This is a genomic window from Xanthomonas maliensis (assembly GCF_009192945.1).
GTDB classification, from domain to species: domain Bacteria; phylum Pseudomonadota; class Gammaproteobacteria; order Xanthomonadales; family Xanthomonadaceae; genus Xanthomonas; species Xanthomonas maliensis.
On sequence record NZ_NSET01000030.1, the window covers coordinates 76,635 to 93,181 of the forward strand.

General features: G+C 65.7%; 11 protein-coding genes. All 11 read right to left on the minus strand.

From position 1 onward, the window contains the following. Positions 1 to 1,077 carry a protein-glutamate methylesterase/protein-glutamine glutaminase gene (locus CKY51_RS10080; protein WP_022971573.1) on the minus strand — a complete coding sequence of 359 codons (1,077 nt, stop codon included), beginning with the start codon at positions 1,075 to 1,077 and terminating at the stop codon, positions 1 to 3. Beyond that, on the minus strand, positions 1,074 to 1,670 hold the full coding sequence (gene cheD / locus CKY51_RS10085; protein ID WP_022971574.1) for a chemoreceptor glutamine deamidase CheD: 597 nt from the start codon (positions 1,668 to 1,670) through the stop codon (positions 1,074 to 1,076). The genes CKY51_RS10080 and cheD overlap by 4 nt, the downstream gene beginning before the upstream one ends. Further along, positions 1,667 to 2,536 (minus strand): CheR family methyltransferase, encoded by an 870-nt coding sequence (locus CKY51_RS10090; RefSeq protein WP_022971575.1) that lies wholly within the window; start codon positions 2,534 to 2,536, stop codon positions 1,667 to 1,669. Before CKY51_RS10090 ends, cheD begins: the two co-directional genes overlap by 4 nt. A 174-nt stretch (positions 2,537 to 2,710) precedes the next feature. Then, on the minus strand, positions 2,711 to 5,074 hold the full coding sequence (locus CKY51_RS10095; protein WP_152249171.1) for a methyl-accepting chemotaxis protein: 2,364 nt from the start codon (positions 5,072 to 5,074) through the stop codon (positions 2,711 to 2,713). A gap of 85 nt (positions 5,075 to 5,159) precedes the next feature. Beyond that, complete coding sequence (locus tag CKY51_RS10100; RefSeq protein WP_022971578.1) at positions 5,160 to 5,543, minus strand: hypothetical protein; 384 nt, start codon at positions 5,541 to 5,543, stop codon at positions 5,160 to 5,162. A 168-nt stretch (positions 5,544 to 5,711) separates the two neighbouring features. Continuing rightward, the gene (locus tag CKY51_RS10105; RefSeq protein ID WP_022971579.1) at positions 5,712 to 6,200 is read right to left on the minus strand and encodes a chemotaxis protein CheW; all 489 of its coding nucleotides are present in this window, start codon (positions 6,198 to 6,200) and stop codon (positions 5,712 to 5,714) included. A 147-nt stretch (positions 6,201 to 6,347) separates the two neighbouring features. Continuing rightward, complete coding sequence (locus tag CKY51_RS10110) at positions 6,348 to 7,133, minus strand: flagellar brake protein (protein ID WP_022971580.1); 786 nt, start codon at positions 7,131 to 7,133, stop codon at positions 6,348 to 6,350. Positions 7,134 to 7,259: 126 nt separating this feature from the next. Beyond that, entirely contained in the window at positions 7,260 to 9,932 is a 2,673-nt protein-coding gene (locus CKY51_RS10115; RefSeq protein WP_152249172.1) for a methyl-accepting chemotaxis protein, read from the minus strand. Positions 9,933 to 10,405: 473 nt separating this feature from the next. Continuing rightward, entirely contained in the window at positions 10,406 to 12,673 is a 2,268-nt protein-coding gene (locus CKY51_RS10120; protein WP_022971583.1) for a methyl-accepting chemotaxis protein, read from the minus strand. A 588-nt stretch (positions 12,674 to 13,261) separates the two neighbouring features. After that, positions 13,262 to 15,730, minus strand: a complete 2,469-nt coding sequence (locus CKY51_RS10125; RefSeq protein ID WP_152249173.1) for a methyl-accepting chemotaxis protein — start codon at positions 15,728 to 15,730, stop codon at positions 13,262 to 13,264. A gap of 87 nt (positions 15,731 to 15,817) precedes the next feature. Continuing rightward, the coding region (locus CKY51_RS10130; RefSeq protein ID WP_244952528.1) for a methyl-accepting chemotaxis protein at positions 15,818 to 16,547 on the minus strand (730 nt) is incomplete at its 5' end.

A 16,547-nucleotide genomic window follows, 5' to 3' on the forward strand; every position in this document is an offset into this window, starting at 1 on the left:
TCAACGCGCCTGGGTAGAAAGCGCGATCAAGCGTTCGGCCACGCGATCCAGTGGGACCACCTCCTGCGCGGCGCCCAGCTTGTAGGCGGCGCCGGGCATGCCCCAGACCACACTGGTGGCTTCGTCCTGCACCAGGGTGGGGGCGCCGGCCTGCAGCATCTCCAGCAGGCCGCGTGCACCGTCGTCGCCCATGCCGGTGAGGATGGCGCCCACGGCATTCGGGCCGGCATTGGCGGCCACCGAACGGAACAGCACGTCCACCGCTGGCTTGTGGCGATTGACTGGCGGGCCGTCGTCGATGCGGCAGCGCCAGCGGGCGCCATCACGGATGATGCGCAAATGCTGGCCGCCCGGCGGCAGATAGGCATGGCCTGGCAGGATGGCTTCGCCATCGCTGGCTTCGCGCACCGACATCGCCGAATGCCGGTTCAGGCGATCGGCGAAGGCCGTGCTGAACCCGGCTGGCAGGTGCTGCGTCATCACCACCGCAGGTGCGTCGGCGGGCATCTGTTCGAGCACCACGCGCAATGCCTCGGTTCCACCGGCAGAGGCGCCGATTGCGATCAGGCGGTCGGTGGTGCGGAACCGCAGCGCGCTCCCCGGGACCGGGGCCGACTGCGCATCCAGGGTGATCTTCGGGGCGACTGGGCGTTGCAATGTGCTGACCTTGGCCTTGGCGGCCATCTTGACCTTGCCGACGATCTCCTCGGCATAGCCTTCCAGGCCGCGGGCGACGTCGATCTTGGGTTTGGAGACGAAATCCACCGCGCCCAGCGCCAGGGCCTGCAGCGTGGTGTCGGCACCGCGCTCGGTCAGCGAGGAGATCATCACCACCGGCGTGGGCCGCAGGCGCATCAGGTTTTCCAGGAACACCAGCCCGTCCATCCGCGGCATTTCCACGTCCAGGGTGAGCACGTCCGGATTCAGGCGCTTGATCTTTTCGCGTGCCAGCAGCGGATCGGCGGCCGAGCCGACCACCTCGATGCCGGGATCGCGCGAAAGGATTTCGGTCAACATCTGCCGTACCACCGCCGAATCGTCGACGATCAGTACGCGTATAGGTGTTTCCAGCGTCATTCGAACAACTCCACTCCACCGGTGACCGGTGCTTTGGACAGACGGGCACGCACGGCCGATTCGGCGGCGGCGACTTCGGCCTCGTGCGCATGCGGCAAACGCTGCACGACGACCCGGCCAGTCGTCGGGAAGAACCACACCTTGCGCGGATGAATACCGCAAAGATCCTCGGCGATGATGGGAATGTGTTCGGCTTGCAGATACTGGCGCACGAACTCGGCGTTGCGGGTGCCGACCGGATTGCTGGTGAAGCCCTTGAGCACGTTGGCGCCCCCGAAGACCTTGGCCTCCAGCCGCTTGCGATGCGCGCCGCGCTTGAGCATGTCGTTGATCAGCAATTCCATCGCATAGCTGCCGTAGCGCGCCGGCGCGCCATCGCCGATCTGGCCTTCAGGCAGCAGGAAGTGGTTCATCCCGCCGATCTTGAGCACTGGATCGCGCACGCAGGCCGCAACGCACGATCCCAAGGTGGTCGTCAACGCGGTGTCGTCGTCGACGACCAGGTACTGGGTGGGAAGCAGCTTTGCGGTGATGGTCTGGAAGCGCGCATCGCGGTAGCGCATGACATCGTCGACTTGCACGGCCGTACTCATGCATGCGCTCCAGCCCGGGCGGCACGCCGATACAGCGTGCGTCCGCACGGCTGGATCAGATCGGCGGCATGGAGGTAGTTCTCCGAATGGCCGGTGTAGAGCAGGCCGTCCTCGCCCATGTGCGGGATCAATCGCGACAGGATGCCGCGCTGGGTGGGTTTGTCGAAGTAGATCATCACGTTGCGGCAGAACAGCGCCGCGTACGGGCCGCCGACGTCGTAGCGCGGCGTCAGCAGGTTGAGCTGGCGGTATTCGATCAGCTGGCGCAGGGCCGGGATCACCCGGCACTTGCCCTCGTTAGGGCCGCTGCCGCGCTGGAAGTACTTGCGTTTGATCGCTGCGTCCAGCGAGGCGACGCGATCGATGGCGTAGACACCGCGCGAGGCGGTCTCCAATACCTGGGTATCGACATCGGTGGCCAGGATGCTGACCGGCGGGGTCAGCGTGCCGAAGGCCTCGCAGGCAGTGATGGCGATGGAGTAGGGCTCCTCACCGGTGGACGCCGCGCAGGACCAGATCTTCAGCGGCGCCTGGGAGGCGCGCTTCTGCAATTCTTCGCGCAGCTTGTCGAAATGGTGCGGTTCGCGGAAGAACGAGGTCAGGTTGGTGGTCAGTGCATTGGTGAAGGCCTGCCACTCGTCGTCGTCGCCGCCGGCTTCCAATTGATCCAGATAGTCGCGGAACGAACGCAGGCCAAGCGCGCGCAGCCGCCGCGACAGGCGGCCATAGACCATGTCGCGCTTGGCAGGCGCCAGTGCAATGCCGACACGTTGATAGATCAAGTCGCAGACACGCTTGAAGTCGCGGTCGCCGAACTCGAATTCGCGGGTATCCGAAGTGGACGTCGAGGGGGTCGTCATATCCATACGCATCGTGAGCTATTACCGATATCGGCCACGTGGTCGTGCAACTGAAGCGCCAATCCAGCAATCGCGACTGCGCCAGGAACCCTGCCGCGAACAGCAGTGATAAGGGCTTGGCCGAGCCCATAAACGCACAACCCCGGCCGTGGCCGGGGTTGTGCGTGGAGACGGCGTGGCTTAGAACTCTTGCCAGTTACCGTCGGCGACCGCACTTTCCTGCTTGGCTGGCCGTGCAGGAGCGGCTGCGCGTGCCGGCTTGGCGGCGGTCTTCACCGCGGTCGGGCGGCTGCCGATCTGCCGGACCTGCGCGCTGGGCGCCGGTTCGTCCAACTTGAACACCGACACCGCTTCGGCCAGATGCGCTGCCTGCTCTTCCATCGAACGGGCGGCAGCCGTGGCTTCTTCGACCAAGGCGGCGTTCTGCTGGGTGGTCTCGTCCATTTGGGTGATGGTCTGGTTGACCTGCTCGATGCCGGACGACTGTTCCTGCGAGGCGGCAGAGATCTCGCCCATGATGTCGGTGACGCGCTGCACGCTGGCCACGATCTCGGCCATCGTAGTGCCGGCCTTGCGGACCAGCGCCGACCCTTCGGCAACCTTGTCCACCGAGTCGTCGATCAGTCCCTTGATCTCCTTGGCGGCATTGGCCGAGCGCTGCGCCAGCGTGCGCACTTCCGAGGCGACCACGGCAAAACCGCGACCTTGTTCGCCCGCACGCGCCGCTTCCACCGCAGCATTGAGCGCCAGAATGTTGGTCTGGAAGGCGATGCCATCGATGACGCTGATGATCTCGGCGATCTTCTTGGAGGCGGTTTCGATCCCGGACATCGTGGTGACGACCTGGCCGACCACTTCGCCGCCTTGCGAAGCCACGCCAGCCGCACCGATGGCCAGCTGATTGGCCTGGCGAGCGCTTTCGGCGTTCTGCTTGACGGTGGAGGTGAGTTCCTCCATCGAGGCAGCGGTTTCTTCCAGATTGGCGGCCTGCTGCTCGGTGCGCTGCGACAGGTCCTGGTTGCCGGAAGCGATCTCGCCGGCCGACGCGTTGATGGCGCCGGAGGAACGCTTGATGCGTCCGACGATATCGGCCAACTGGCTGGCGGTGGCGTTGGCATCGTCGCGCATCTGCGCGAACACGCCGTTGAACTCACCGTGCATGCGCACGGTCAGGTCGCCGCGCGACAGCGCCGACAGCAGGCTGGAGATCTGCTCGATGCTGGCGGCATTGGCATCCAACAGCCCATTGAGCTGCTGCGCCAGCTGCAGGAAGAAGCCCTGCTTGCCGTCGACATCCACGCGGCCGTTCATGTCGCCGCTGGCAGCGGCGCGCACGATGCGGGCCACTTCGTCCTCGACCTGGACTTCCATGGTGCGGTCGCGCCATTCGCAGACGTCGCCGACCCACTGGCCTTGCGTGTCGATGATGCTGGTGACGGTCTGGGCGAACACCGCTTCGCCGAAATGCTCTTCGAAGCTGGTGGTGCCGTCGCGTTCCAGCGCGGCAATCGCCTTGCGGACGGTCGCTTCGGGCAGGCCCAGGTAGCTGACATGCTGACCGATGACCTTGCCGGCTTCGAAGTCGGGCGATGCCAGGCGGATGCTGCCTTCGTAGTGGCTGACGGTCTTCTTGAAGGACTCGTTGGCGTAGATCAGTTTGCGATCGACATCGGTGATGAACAGGCCGGTGGAGGCCTTGTCCAGCGCGCTACGGATGCGCAGATTCTCGTTGGCGACCAGCTGGTCGCGTTCGATGCGCTCGCGCAGATCGCGCTGCATGCGCTGCATGGCGCGCATCAGTTCGGCGACTTCGTCTTCGCCGCGGGCATTGATCTGCCCGTCGAGCTTGCCGCTGGCGATCTCGCTGGCGGTGTTGACCGCACTGCGCATGTTGCGCACGATCGCACGGGCGAACAGGAAGGCCAGGCCCAAGCCGCCGCCGATGCCCAACAACAGCACCAGCACGGTCAACGACACCGAGGTGGCGTGCACGGCTTCCGCCTTTTCCTTGGACGCCTGCGCCAGACGGTTGTCTTCGTCGATCAGCGCGGCCAGCGAATCCTTGGCCTTGTTGTGCAGCGTGCGGGTCTCGCCGACGAAGGTGTCGATGGCGTCGTCGGGCAGATTGAGCTCGAGCATCTCGGTGACGCTGGCGTAGGAGGCCGAGGCCTTCTTCCAGTCGGCCACGAAGGTGTCGAACAGCTTCTTTTGCGCCGGCGTCTCGATCAGGCGCGGATAGTCCTTGATCACCGCGTCGATGCGCTTGCTCAGCTTGGCTACATTGGTCTTGGCTTCCTGCTTGACCGAATCGCTGGCGCGCACCAGGCTCTGGTAGGAGGAGTTGCGATACTCGCCGAGCATGCCGCGCAGGTCGCCTGCTTCGCGCACGCTGGACATGGTGGTGCCGGCCAGATCGCTGGTCACGTTATTCAGCGAGGCCAAGCCCGAATAGGCGATGATGCCCTGGACGAGCATGATCAGCAGCACGATGCCGAACGCCAGCATCAGCCGCGGCATCAGTTTCAGTTTGTTGATCCATTGCATAGACGCAAATCCCCTGGAAAGACAGTTCGCACGGCCGCAGACAGCACATCGCCACGCGCGAAGGCGTGGCGATGCGGGGAGGCGGTTACTTGATGGTGGCCAACTTCAGGCTGGCTGGCGAGCTGACTTCGATTTCTGCACGCGAGCTGTCGCGCTGGATCTTGCCGAGGACGCAGACGTCCTTGCCTTCCAGGGTTTCCGGGGCAAAGCTGAACTTGCTGCGGTCGGCGCCGTTGATGCGCGCCGAGAAGGTGTGGCGGGGGAACATGCCGCCCATGTACAGGAAGGTCGGCTCACCTTCCGAGCTCTGTGCGTACTTGGCCTTTTCGACCTTGCCGCACACCATGCCGTCCTTGCCGACGAAACGGGTGGCCATTTCCGGCGGAATCATCTCTTGCGACTGCGCCGACAGCGAGGGGGCGACAGCGACCAGGGCCGCGACGGGGAGGAGCGAGAGCAGGAACTTCATGAAGGATTCTCCGGAATCAAGTCGAACGGTGACCCGTTGTAAACGCGGGCTTCGATTCAGCTATCGGCCCTACCGCGTTCAACTTGAATTCCGAAATGTGATGAGAACCGCACTTCCGGTACATACCTGATCGCGTGTCGGGACATTCCCGACACGCGATCGTCTTAGTTACGCAGCTTCTTCGGCGTGGTGCTCGTGCTGCCCGAGTTCTGCGCTGTCCAGCAGGGTCTCGATGTCCAGCAGGATCAACATGCGGTCGTCCTGGGTGCCGATGCCGGAGATGAAGCGGGTATCGACCGAGGCGCCGAATTCCGGGGTAGGGCGGATCTGATCGTCGTTCAGCGGGATCACGTCGGACACGCTATCGACCACGATGCCGACCACGCGGTCGTCGACGTTGAGCACGATCATGACGGTGAAGGCGTCATAGCGCGCTTCCTTCAGGCGCAGCTTCAACCGCAGGTCGATCACCGGCACGATGGTGCCACGCAGGTTGATCACGCCCTTGATGTACTCCGGCGCGTCGGGCAGGCGGGTCACCGAGTCGTAGCCGCGGATTTCCTGTACCTTCAGGATGTCCACGCCGTAGTGCTCTTCGCCCAGGGCGAAACTGAGAAATTCACCACCGGTGCCGGTGGCAGTGCTTTTGTCGTTCATGGAAACTCCGGGCATTGCGGCTGAAGATCGGGTTACGGTCGAGGATTACCCTTAGAAACATCGGCGTCACGGCAGGCAACTTTAGCCAGGCGTTCATCTGTCGCTGGGTTGCGTGGGCGCCGCGTGTAGCGGGTCAACGGGTTGCCGTCAGAACACCCCGCTCTTGCGAGCGTTGCGTTGGCGATCCACGCGAAAAATGTAGCGTTGGATGGTTTCGTCCGCGCCGCGCGGCAGCTCGCCGAACTGCATGCCGACGCGGCAGCCTTCGGTGCCGTTCGGCAACACCTGCTTGTGCTGGCTGCAGACCGTCAGCGGCAGCGTGATTGGCGCCGCATCGGGCAGCAGCAGGCTGCAGTTGCGATAGGTGTGCTGCGGCTCCAGCAGCGGCATGCCGGCGGCCAGCGACACTGCCACGCCGCCGCTGCTGATGTCGATCACCCGCAGCTGCAGCTCCATCGCGGTGCCGTCGGTATCCTCCTGGCGGATGGTGCACAGCGGCGGATCGGTGATTGGGGTGGTCAGGCGGTAGGATTCGCGGCGTTGCAGGTGGTACAGCGATTCGGGCAGCTCTGCCTGGAAGGCGACATGGCTGTCGCGTTCCAGCTGCGTCGGCGTTTCCAGCCGGAAGCGGATATTGACGCGCTCGAGCTGCGCGTAACACAGCAGGTAGCGCGCCTGTTCGACGGCGCGATTGGACGCGCCGTTGTGGCTGCCGTCCAGGATCAGGACATCGTCGTCCTCGTCCACGTCCAGCACCGCGGTCGGCAGCGTCATGTCGCGGCCGGCCACATGCATGGTCACCACTGCGCGTTGCTCCATCAACTGCCGCAGCAGTGCGCGGATCTGCCGCTTGTTGCGCAGCAAATAGCGCTCGTCACCTTCGGCGAGGTGGTCGGCGTGATGGTCCTGTTCTGGGGTATCGCCTTCGGACATGGGCTAAGGCACGCTGAAACGGTCAATGCACCAGGCAGGGAGCCGGGCGTCGCTGTGATATCGGCCGCGCCGTCCGTTTCTGAAGGGGGCGGCCTGGGTGGGAGTTCCGCCCAAGGCCGCCCAACCTCAGTGGTAGGCCTGGCGGGCAGTCGCCAGCAGGGTGTTCAAGTGTTCCTGTTGCTCCAGCCGGAACACCGCCACGGCATCGACCAGCTGCGTCGCCTGGTCTTCCATCGCACGCGCGCCAGCGGTGGCTTCTTCCACCAGGGCGGCGTTCTGCTGCGTGCTCTCGTCCATCTGTACGATGGTCTGATTGACCTGGGTGATGCCAGAGGCCTGCTCGCGCGAGGCGCCGGTGATCTCGCTCATGATGTCGGTGACGCGCTGCACCGAGCCGACCACCTGTTGCATCGTCGAGCCTGCTTCTGCGGCGAGCGCGGCGCCGGCGCCGATGCGCGCCACCGAGTCCTCGATCAGGTGCTTGATCTCCTTTGCCGCGTTGGCCGAGCGCTGCGCCAGCGTGCGCACTTCCGAGGCCACCACGGCGAAGCCGCGGCCCTGTTCGCCGGCGCGCGCGGCTTCCACTGCGGCGTTCAAGGCCAGGATGTTGGTCTGGAAGGCGATGCCGTCGATGACGCTGATGATCTCGGCGATTTTCTTGGAGGCGCCATCGATGTCGGCCATGGTGGCGACCACGCGGCCGACCACTTCGCCGCCCTGCGTGGCCACGCCGGCGGCGTCCTGCACCAGGCGATTGGCCTGGTCGGCATTGTCGGCATTCTGCTTGACGGTGGCGGTCAGCTCCTCCATCGAGGCGGCCGTTTCTTCCAGCGCCGCGGCCTGCTGTTCGGTCCGACGCGACAAATCGCCATTACCGGTGGCGATCTCGGTGGCGGCCGCGTTGATCGCCAGCGCCGACTCCTTGATCCGGTGCACGATGCCGGCCAACTGGTCCGCGGTGGCGTTGGCATCGTCGCGGATCTGTGCGAACACGCCTTGCAGGTCGCCCTGCATCCGCGCGGTCAGGTCGCCTTGCGCCAGTGCCGAGAGCAGGGCAGAGACGCGCGACAGGCCGTCGGCATTGTTGTCCAGCAAGTGGTTGAGCTGCTGGGCGAGCTGCAGCAGGAAGCCCTGCTTGCCAGCGGTGTCGATGCGTCCGCTGAGGTCGCCTGCCGCGGCGGCTTCGACGATGCGGGCCACTTCCTGCTCGACCTGGACTTCCTGGGTGCGGTCGGCCCATTCGACGACGAAGCCGAGGCGCTCGCCGGCCGCGCCCAGCACCGGATTGACGACCAGGCGCATGGTGCGCCCGCCGATCACGACCTGAGCGGTATGGGTGCTCTGCAGCTGCTCCAGCATGCGCGCCTGGTGCTCGGGGTGGCGATGGAACTGGTCGATGCTGGCGTCGATCAAGGCGCTGGCATCGAAATGCGGCAGGTCGCGGCGCAGGTCGTCCTGCACAGCGGTCAACATGCGCTGCAACGGGCGGTTGACGTAGATGATGCGGCGCTGGGCGTCGGCAATCATCACGTTCGCGCTGACATCGTCCAGCGCCGTACGCACCCGCAAGGCCTCGCTGGCGATCAAATGATCGCGCTCCAGACGGGTACGCAGGTCGTCGCGCATCTGGCGTGCGCTTGCGAGCAGGCGGCCCACTTCGTCTTCGCGATCTACCTGGATCGGATTGTCCAGGCGGCCGGCGGCGACGTCGGCGAGCACGCGCTCCACCGCAGCCAACGGGCGGCTGACCATGCGCCGGGTGGCGATGACCACCACGGCCACGCACAGCACCAGCACTGCCAGCGAGAACAGCAGCATGTTGCGCATCAACGCATCGAGCGGCCCGTCGATGGCATCGCGCGGCTGGGTGCCGATCACCGCCCACTGCCACGGGGCATAGCGCTGTGCGGTGACTTCGTAGTCGGAGCGCTGGCCCTTGGCGTCCTGCAGGTTCAAGGTGGCGCTGGGTTGGGTGCCGTCCAGCACCTGTTGCAGCAACGGCTGCTGCGCCGCGTCCACCAGGGTGGCCAGATTGGCTGGCGCAGATGCTGGACCTGCGATGACCTGGCCCTGGCGCTCGCCCGGCGCCATGTCGACGATCAGGAAATAGCCGTCCTGGCCGAGCGTGGTGCTACTGACCTGGGACTTCAATGCCGCCAGGCCCTGGGTGTAATTGCGGCCCACGAACAGTGCGCCGATCACCTCGCCAGCGGCGTCGCGCAGTGGCTGGTAATGGGTCATGTATTGCTCGCCGAACAACTGCGCCTGTCCAGTAAAGGCCTTGCCCTGCGAGAGCGCGGCATAGGCCTTGCCCTTGCGGTCGAGCAGGGTGCCGATCACGCGCTCGTTCTGCTTGTTGCGCAACGAGGTGGTGATGCGGATGAAATCGTCGCCGCGCCGCACGAACAGGGTCGCAACGCCGCCGGTGGCATGGGCGAAACGGTCGACGGCGTCGAAATTGAGGTTCAGCACTTCGCGGCCGATGTGCAGCGTCGGCGTGGCCTGCTCGCCGATGGTCACGGTATTGGCGGCATCCACCGTCCGCGCGCCGCCCGGCAGCATGTCGTCGAACACGGTGGCCAGGCGCTGGGTGCCTTCGGTGAGGGTGACGTCGTACATCGCCACCGACTGGCGCATCAGGCGCGTACTGGAGACCAGCTCAGCCTTGACCTGGGTCTCGATATCGCGGGCCGATTGCCGGTAGATCATCAGGGCCAGCAGGCCGAGCGAAAGAGCGATGACGATCGTCAGCAGGGCAGAAAGCCGCGTGCCGACCGAAAGCCGATGGAAGCTGAGCATGAGGGGGCCTTCCCGGGGCGGGGATCAAGGGAGTGAGTCCTCCCTTAGCGGCCATTTGTGCCGATATTTGAGCTTTATTGTTGAACTCGGCACAAATTCGTGATCTCGGGTCCGCTGTGCGCGTGATCTTCTGCGCAGGCAGCCTGGGGGAGAACGGTCAACGTGGTGTCCAGTGGGAGATGCTGCAACCGGTAGGCAGCGGATTGCATGACGCAGGAGAGGAGGGGACGCGATCTGTGCGACCGCCATGGCTAGGGCACCTGGCGTCGATCAAGGCGCTAGCCACGCAGAGGGGACGCCTGGCCTGGGATGCCGCATGTCCCGGATGGTGGCAACCGCTGCAAGGCAGTCGGCGGGAATGGGATTGGCGGACTTCCAGTGCCGATGGCTACTCGGCGCGCCAGGGCCGCTTCCGATCGAAGCGGCCCTGGGCTCTGCTCAGTACAACGACGGTGAGCGCATCGATGACGCGGTCAGAACGACTGCCAAGCAGCGTCGGCGGCGGTCGTCGCTGCCACGCGCGGGGCGGGTTTGCCGGCTTTTCCGGGGCGTGCCGTCGCCGTCGATGCGGCCCAGCGCGTTGCCGCAGCGCGGGCCGGCGACGCGACGTGACCGAGCGATTGCGTCGGTCGGCTGGCGTGCGTCGGCGCCGCGATCTTGAACACCGCCACCGCCTCGGTCAGTTGCTGCGCCTGGGATTCCATCGCCTGTGCGGCGGCGGTGGCTTCCTCGACCAGCGCGGCGTTCTGCTGGGTGGCTTCGTCCATCTGGGTGACGGTCTGGTTCACCTGCTCGATGCCGGCGGACTGCTCCTGCGATGCCGAGGAGATCTCGCTCATGATGTTGGTCACCCGTTGCACGCTGGCCACGATCTCGGCCATCGTGCTGCCCGCTTGATCGACCAGCGCCGAGCCTTCGGCCACCTTGCCGACCGAGTCATCGATCAGCTGCTTGATCTCCTTGGCCGCACTGGCCGAGCGCTGCGCCAGCGTGCGTACTTCCGAGGCGACGACCGCAAAGCCGCGGCCCTGCTCGCCGGCGCGCGCCGCTTCCACCGCGGCATTCAGGGCCAGGATATTGGTCTGGAAGGCGATGCCATCGATCACCGCGATGATCTCGGCCATCTTCTTGGACGAGCCCTGGATCTGCGCCATCGTGGTCACCACCTGGCTGACCACCTCGCCACCTTGCGAGGCCACCGTGGCGGCACCAATGGCCAGCTGGTTGGCTTGCCCGGCATGTTCGGCGTTCTGCTTGACGGTGGAGGTCAGCTCCTCCATCGAGGCGGCGGTTTCCTCCAGGTTGGCGGCTTGCTGCTCGGTGCGCTGCGACAGGTCCTGGTTGCCGGTGGCGATTTCGCTGGCGGCCAGGCCGATCGCATCGGCGGCCTGCTGGATGCGGCCGACGATGCCGGCCAACTGGTCGGCAGTGGCATTGGCGTCGTCGCGCATGCGGGCGAACACGCCCTGGTATTGCCCGCTCATGCGAACCGTGAGGTCGCCAGCGGCGATCGCGCGCAGCAGCTCGGAGAGCGACTGCAGGTTGCCGTCGGCGGTGCCCATCAGATGGTTGAGGCTCTCGACCATGACGCGGAAGTCGAACTGGAACTGCTCGGTATTGCCGCGGGCGGTGAAATCGCCATTGGCGGCGGCCTGGGCCAGCAGTTTGATCTCCGTGTTCATGGTCGACAGGTTGTGCTTGACCTGGTCCATCGCCTCGGTGATGGCGGCTTTCTCGCCAGGCAGACGCTCCATGTCCTGGCTCAGGTCGCCGATGGCATAGCGTTCGATCAAGCGCAGGGTCTGCATCTTGACGTTGATGTGCGCGGCGACCAGCTCATTGGTGTCGTTGGCCATGCGGCCGAAATCGCCGGGGAACGCGCTGGCGTCCATGCGGTAGCTGATCTGGCCTTCCTCATGGCGCTTGGCCATGTGCAGCTGTGCACCGATCAACGCGCGGATGCGCTCCTGCATGCGCTCCATCGCTTGCAGCAGACGGCCGGTTTCATCGCTGGCAGCGGTGCGCACATCGTTATCAAGGCGACCTTCGGCGATCGCTTCAGCGGCGCGGGTGGCCTGGCTCAGCGGGCGCGTCAGCGAGCGGGTGATCAGCCAGCCGAGCAGCAGGCTGACGACGACCACCGAAGTACCCCCGCCGATCAGCATCGCTCGTCCGCTTGCCATGGCGGCTTCGGCTTCCGTGTAGGCGTTGCGCGCGCGTTCGCGCTGCAGCGCCGAATACGCCGCCAGACCTTCCCTCCAGGCTTGATTGGCCGGAGCCGCACGCTGCAGCAACAGCGTCGTTGCCTGATCGATCTTGTCGTTCAAGCCAAGCTCGATCACCTTGGCGTTGAGCGCCCGGGCGGGGCGACTGGCCGCGTCGATGCGCTGGCGTGCCGCCTGTGCCTCGGGCGAGGCGGAAAACAGGTAAAGATCGCGCCTGTTCTGCTCGTAGCGCGCCAGCTGCTGCTTGATGATGCCAGCAAAGCGCAGGTTGTCTTCCTGGGACGTCGGCAGCACGATATTGCGCACCTGCAAGGAGATCGTCGAGCTGGCGTCGCTCATGTCCTGCAGGTGCTGCATGATGACGATGTTGCGGTTGACGACGGTTTCCATGCGGTCGCGCGTCTGCGCGAGCGTGTGCAGACCGGAGACCACCAGCGCGCAGGACAGCAGGATCAGGACACCGAAGGCCACGCTCAGGCGGGTGCCGACGTTGTAGCGTTGCAGAAGTTGCATCATGGGGATTCTCACGGCAAAGGGGTGGGTGACCGTATCGATTCGGCTGCCGCATGCGCTGCCTACGGACCGACCCGACCAGCAGTGCATTGGCGAGGTTTTTGGCGGCTGATGCCGCTCATGGACCATGGTCGCGTGCGCTTGCTTGCGATCGGTAACGGCGACCCAAGCAGCGACTGAAACCCTGTGCACGGCTGAAGACAGCCGGCCGTCAAGGAGGTGAGCGGCACGTGTAGAAACCCCCGCGCAAGCCAGCAAACACGGCCATCGAAGCGGTCTGGGTAGATGGCGCCGTCACTTCCTGTTCACGGCGGAAGCGACGTCGCAACATCGGCGCTGCACTTGCTGTGTCGGGCCAGGGACGTCTCGTGCGCAGACTGTCGTCTGCGCCGGTGCACCGGGCATCGCCCGATTAGCTGGCCTGGCCTTGTGCGAGAGCGGTGGTCGCGTCGCTTGGAGCGGATGTGATCATCGTTGCTCGGCGCGGCATCGTTGGACGTTGCGGAGCGCCGGACAGACAGCGCGGTGAAATGGGGCTGCGTGTGGTGGGAGCCCCAGCCGGCGGCGATGCAGCCGCCGGCATTGCCAACGTCAGGCCGCGTATGTTGCCGCTGCCTTGCCATGGCTGGCGTGCAACTGGAAGACGGCCACCGCCGCGCGCAGCTGCTGGGCCTGATCTTCCATCGCACGCGCCGCGGCGGTGGCTTCTTCGACCAGGGCGGCGTTCTGCTGCGTCGCCTGGTCCATTTGGGTGACGGTGTCGCCGACCTGCTCGATGCCCTGGGCCTGCTGCTGCGAGGCATCGCTGATCTCGCGCATGATGTCGGTCACGCGCTGCACCGAGCCGACGATCTCCTGCATCGTGCGGCCGGCCTGGCCGACCAGCACGTTGCCTTGCTCGACGCGACTGACCGAGTCCTCGATCAACTGCTTGATCTCTTTGGCGGCGTTGGCCGAGCGCTGCGCCAGTGTACGCACTTCCGAGGCAACGACGGCGAAACCACGTCCCTGTTCGCCGGCACGCGCCGCTTCCACCGCGGCATTGAGCGCCAGGATATTGGTCTGGAATGCGATGCCGTCGATGACGCTGATGATGTCGGCGATCTTCTTGGACGAGGCCTCGATGCCGACCATGGTCTGCACGACCTGACCGACCACCTCGCCACCTTGCGAGGCGACGGCGGCCGCGCCGACCACCAATTGATTGGCACGGCGGGCATGATCGGCGTTCTGCTTGACGGTAGAGGTGAGCTCCTCCATCGAAGCGGCGGTTTCTTCCAGGTTGGCAGCCTGCTGTTCGGTGCGCTGTGACAGGTCCTGGTTGCCGGACGCGATCTCGCTGGCGGCCAGGTTGATGGCGTCGGTGGACTGCTGGATGTGGGTGACGATGCCGGCAAGCTGGGCGACGGTGGCATTGGCGTCGTCGCGCATGCGGGCGAACACCCCGTGGAACTCGCCGCTCATGCGCACGGTCAGGTCGCCGGCGGCGATGGCGCGCAGCACGGTCGACAGCGATTGCAGATTGCCGTCGGCGGTGGCCATCAGGCGATTCAGGCTGGCGACCATCGCGTGGAAATCGTGCTGGAAGCGGTCGGCATCGCCACGCACGCTGAAGTCGCCGTTGGCGGCGGCTTGCGCCAGTCTTCCGATCTCGCCGTTCATCGCGGCCAGGTTGCGCTTGACGGTGTCCATGGTGTCGCTGAGCACGGCCTTTTCGCCCGGCAGGCGCGGCATGTCCTCGCTGAGATCGCCGATGGCGTAGCGCGACATGATCTGCGCCAGCTGCATCTTCACTGCGATATGCGCACCGACCAGCGCATTGGTGTCGCGCACCATGGTGCCGTATTCGCCCGGAAACGAGGCGGCATCCATGCGGTAGCTGATTTGACCGGCGTCGTGGCGCTGGGCCATCTCGCTCTGTGCGGCCAGGACGTGCTGCAGCTGTTCCTGCATCTGGCCCATATTGGCCAGCAGCTGGCCGGTTTCGTCGTTGCCTACCGGCACGATGCGGTCATCCAGGCGCCCCTGGGCGATGTTGCCGGCAACCGCGGCGGCGCGTCGCACGTTACGGGTCAGGGTGGACAAGGTGTACCAGCACAAGGCCGCGATCAGCGCCGCCAGCAGGGTCAGCCCGCCGATGGCGCGCCACATGTCGTTGCGGGCCTCGGCGAGGTGACGCTCGGATTGGCGCTGCAAGGTCTGCAGGGAGACATCCTCCAACTGCTGCATGGCCTGGGCCAGGTCGGCCAGGGCCGCGTTCCAGCGGCGGTCCGCCTCGGCGTCGGTACCCTCCAGCGCCGCCTGCAGGATCTGCAGTGCGGCATTCGCGCGGGTGGCCTCGTTGCTTGCAGCGGCAGACAGTGCCGGGTCGGGCTGCTCCAGCAGACCGATGGCCTTGTCCAGTTCGCGGCGGAACCGCAGGTGATCGCGCTGCACCTGCGCGAACTGCTCGCGCAGCATCGGACGGTCGTCGGCGATTTGCGATGGGTCGTTGGCGGCGTCCAGCAGCGTCAGCGCTTCGCTGGCGTCCGGGCCATAGATCAGCGTGGAGACCACCAGATGGTAGCTCTCGATATACGGGGTGTAGACCAATTGACTGTCGTCGCGCATCGCGTCCAGTGCAGCGAAGGCCTGGCCGCTCAGTGCCGAGTAGCCGGCAGCGCCGGCATTGCGTGCACGCTCCTGTTGTACGGCCAGCAAGGCCTTGTGGCTGCGTTCGAAGCCGGGCAGGGCGGCGGTATCGACCCGCAGTTGCTGCAAGGTCGTATCGGCCTGGGCGCCAGCCTGCCTGGCGGCCTGACCAGCAGCCACCCGCTCGGCCTGCAGGTCATCGATCACCTGCATCATTTCTGCCAACGGCGCATAGCTGCGCAGTTCGTTGCCGCTGACGGTGACGCTTTCATTGAGCTTGCCGCTGTAGAGCAGCACCGGGATGACCAGGCCGACCAGGGCCATGCAACCGATCAGACCAAGTTTCTTGGCGATGGCCAGGTCATGCCAACGGCCACGCCAGCTGCGGGAACCGGCGGGCGATGTCGGCAACGATTTAGAAAGATTCATAGGAGTTCTCGTGGACTTGCCACGCTATCGGCTTCATCTGTAACCACTAAAGCCCACCGGCACAGGGGCCGGCGGGCTTGTGTTCAGTCAGAACTCTTCCCAGCTGCTCTCGCCGGTGGTCGGCGGAGCGACCACGCGCGGTTTGGCACCGGCACTGCGGCCGACTGCGGCCAGCTTGGCGCGCACGGTCGCGGCGACCTTCGGCGTCGCTGCGGTCCGCACGGCAGGGCCGGTGCTGGCGAGCAGATCGGTCTTGAACACCGCCACCGCCTCGGTCAGCTGGCTGGCCTGGTCTTCCAGCGCACGCGCAGCGGCGGTGGCTTCTTCCACCAGCGCGGCGTTCTGCTGGGTGGTCTCGTCCATCTGGGTGATGGTCTGGTTGACCTGCTCGATACCGGCGGACTGTTCCTGCGAAGCGGCCGAGATCTCGCCCATGATGTCGGTGACGCGCTGCACGCTGACAACCAACTCGCCCATGGTCTTGCCGGCGGTGTTGACCAGCACCGAGCCGGTGGCCACGCGTTCGACCGAGTCGGCGATCAGGTCCTTGATCTCCTTGGCGGCGCCGGAGGAGCGCTGCGCCAACGTGCGCACTTCCGAGGCCACCACGGCGAAGCCGCGGCCTTGTTCGCCGGCACGCGCCGCTTCCACCGCCGCGTTCAAGGCCAGGATATTGGTCTGGAAGGCGATGCCGTCGATGACGCTGATGATGTCGGCGATCTTCTTGGACGAAGCCTCGATCCCCGCCATGGTGTCGACCACCTGGCCGGCGATCTGGCCGCCCTGGGTCGCCACGCTGGCGGCGCCGATGGCCAGC

What these genes read in the sequence shown, in the direction of transcription:
- CKY51_RS10080 (WP_022971573.1), bottom strand. Translation starts at nt 1,077, where the DNA reads ATGACGCTGGAAACACCTATACGCGTACTGATCGTCGACGATTCGGCG.
- cheD (WP_022971574.1), bottom strand. Translation starts at nt 1,670, where the DNA reads ATGAGTACGGCCGTGCAAGTCGACGATGTCATGCGCTACCGCGATGCG.
- CKY51_RS10090 (WP_022971575.1), bottom strand. Translation starts at nt 2,536, where the DNA reads ATGGATATGACGACCCCCTCGACGTCCACTTCGGATACCCGCGAATTC.
- CKY51_RS10095 (WP_152249171.1), bottom strand. Translation starts at nt 5,074, where the DNA reads ATGCAATGGATCAACAAACTGAAACTGATGCCGCGGCTGATGCTGGCG.
- CKY51_RS10100 (WP_022971578.1), bottom strand. Translation starts at nt 5,543, where the DNA reads ATGAAGTTCCTGCTCTCGCTCCTCCCCGTCGCGGCCCTGGTCGCTGTC.
- CKY51_RS10105 (WP_022971579.1), bottom strand. Translation starts at nt 6,200, where the DNA reads ATGAACGACAAAAGCACTGCCACCGGCACCGGTGGTGAATTTCTCAGT.
- CKY51_RS10110 (WP_022971580.1), bottom strand. Translation starts at nt 7,133, where the DNA reads ATGTCCGAAGGCGATACCCCAGAACAGGACCATCACGCCGACCACCTC.
- CKY51_RS10115 (WP_152249172.1), bottom strand. Translation starts at nt 9,932, where the DNA reads ATGCTCAGCTTCCATCGGCTTTCGGTCGGCACGCGGCTTTCTGCCCTG.
- CKY51_RS10120 (WP_022971583.1), bottom strand. Translation starts at nt 12,673, where the DNA reads ATGATGCAACTTCTGCAACGCTACAACGTCGGCACCCGCCTGAGCGTG.
- CKY51_RS10125 (WP_152249173.1), bottom strand. Translation starts at nt 15,730, where the DNA reads ATGAATCTTTCTAAATCGTTGCCGACATCGCCCGCCGGTTCCCGCAGC.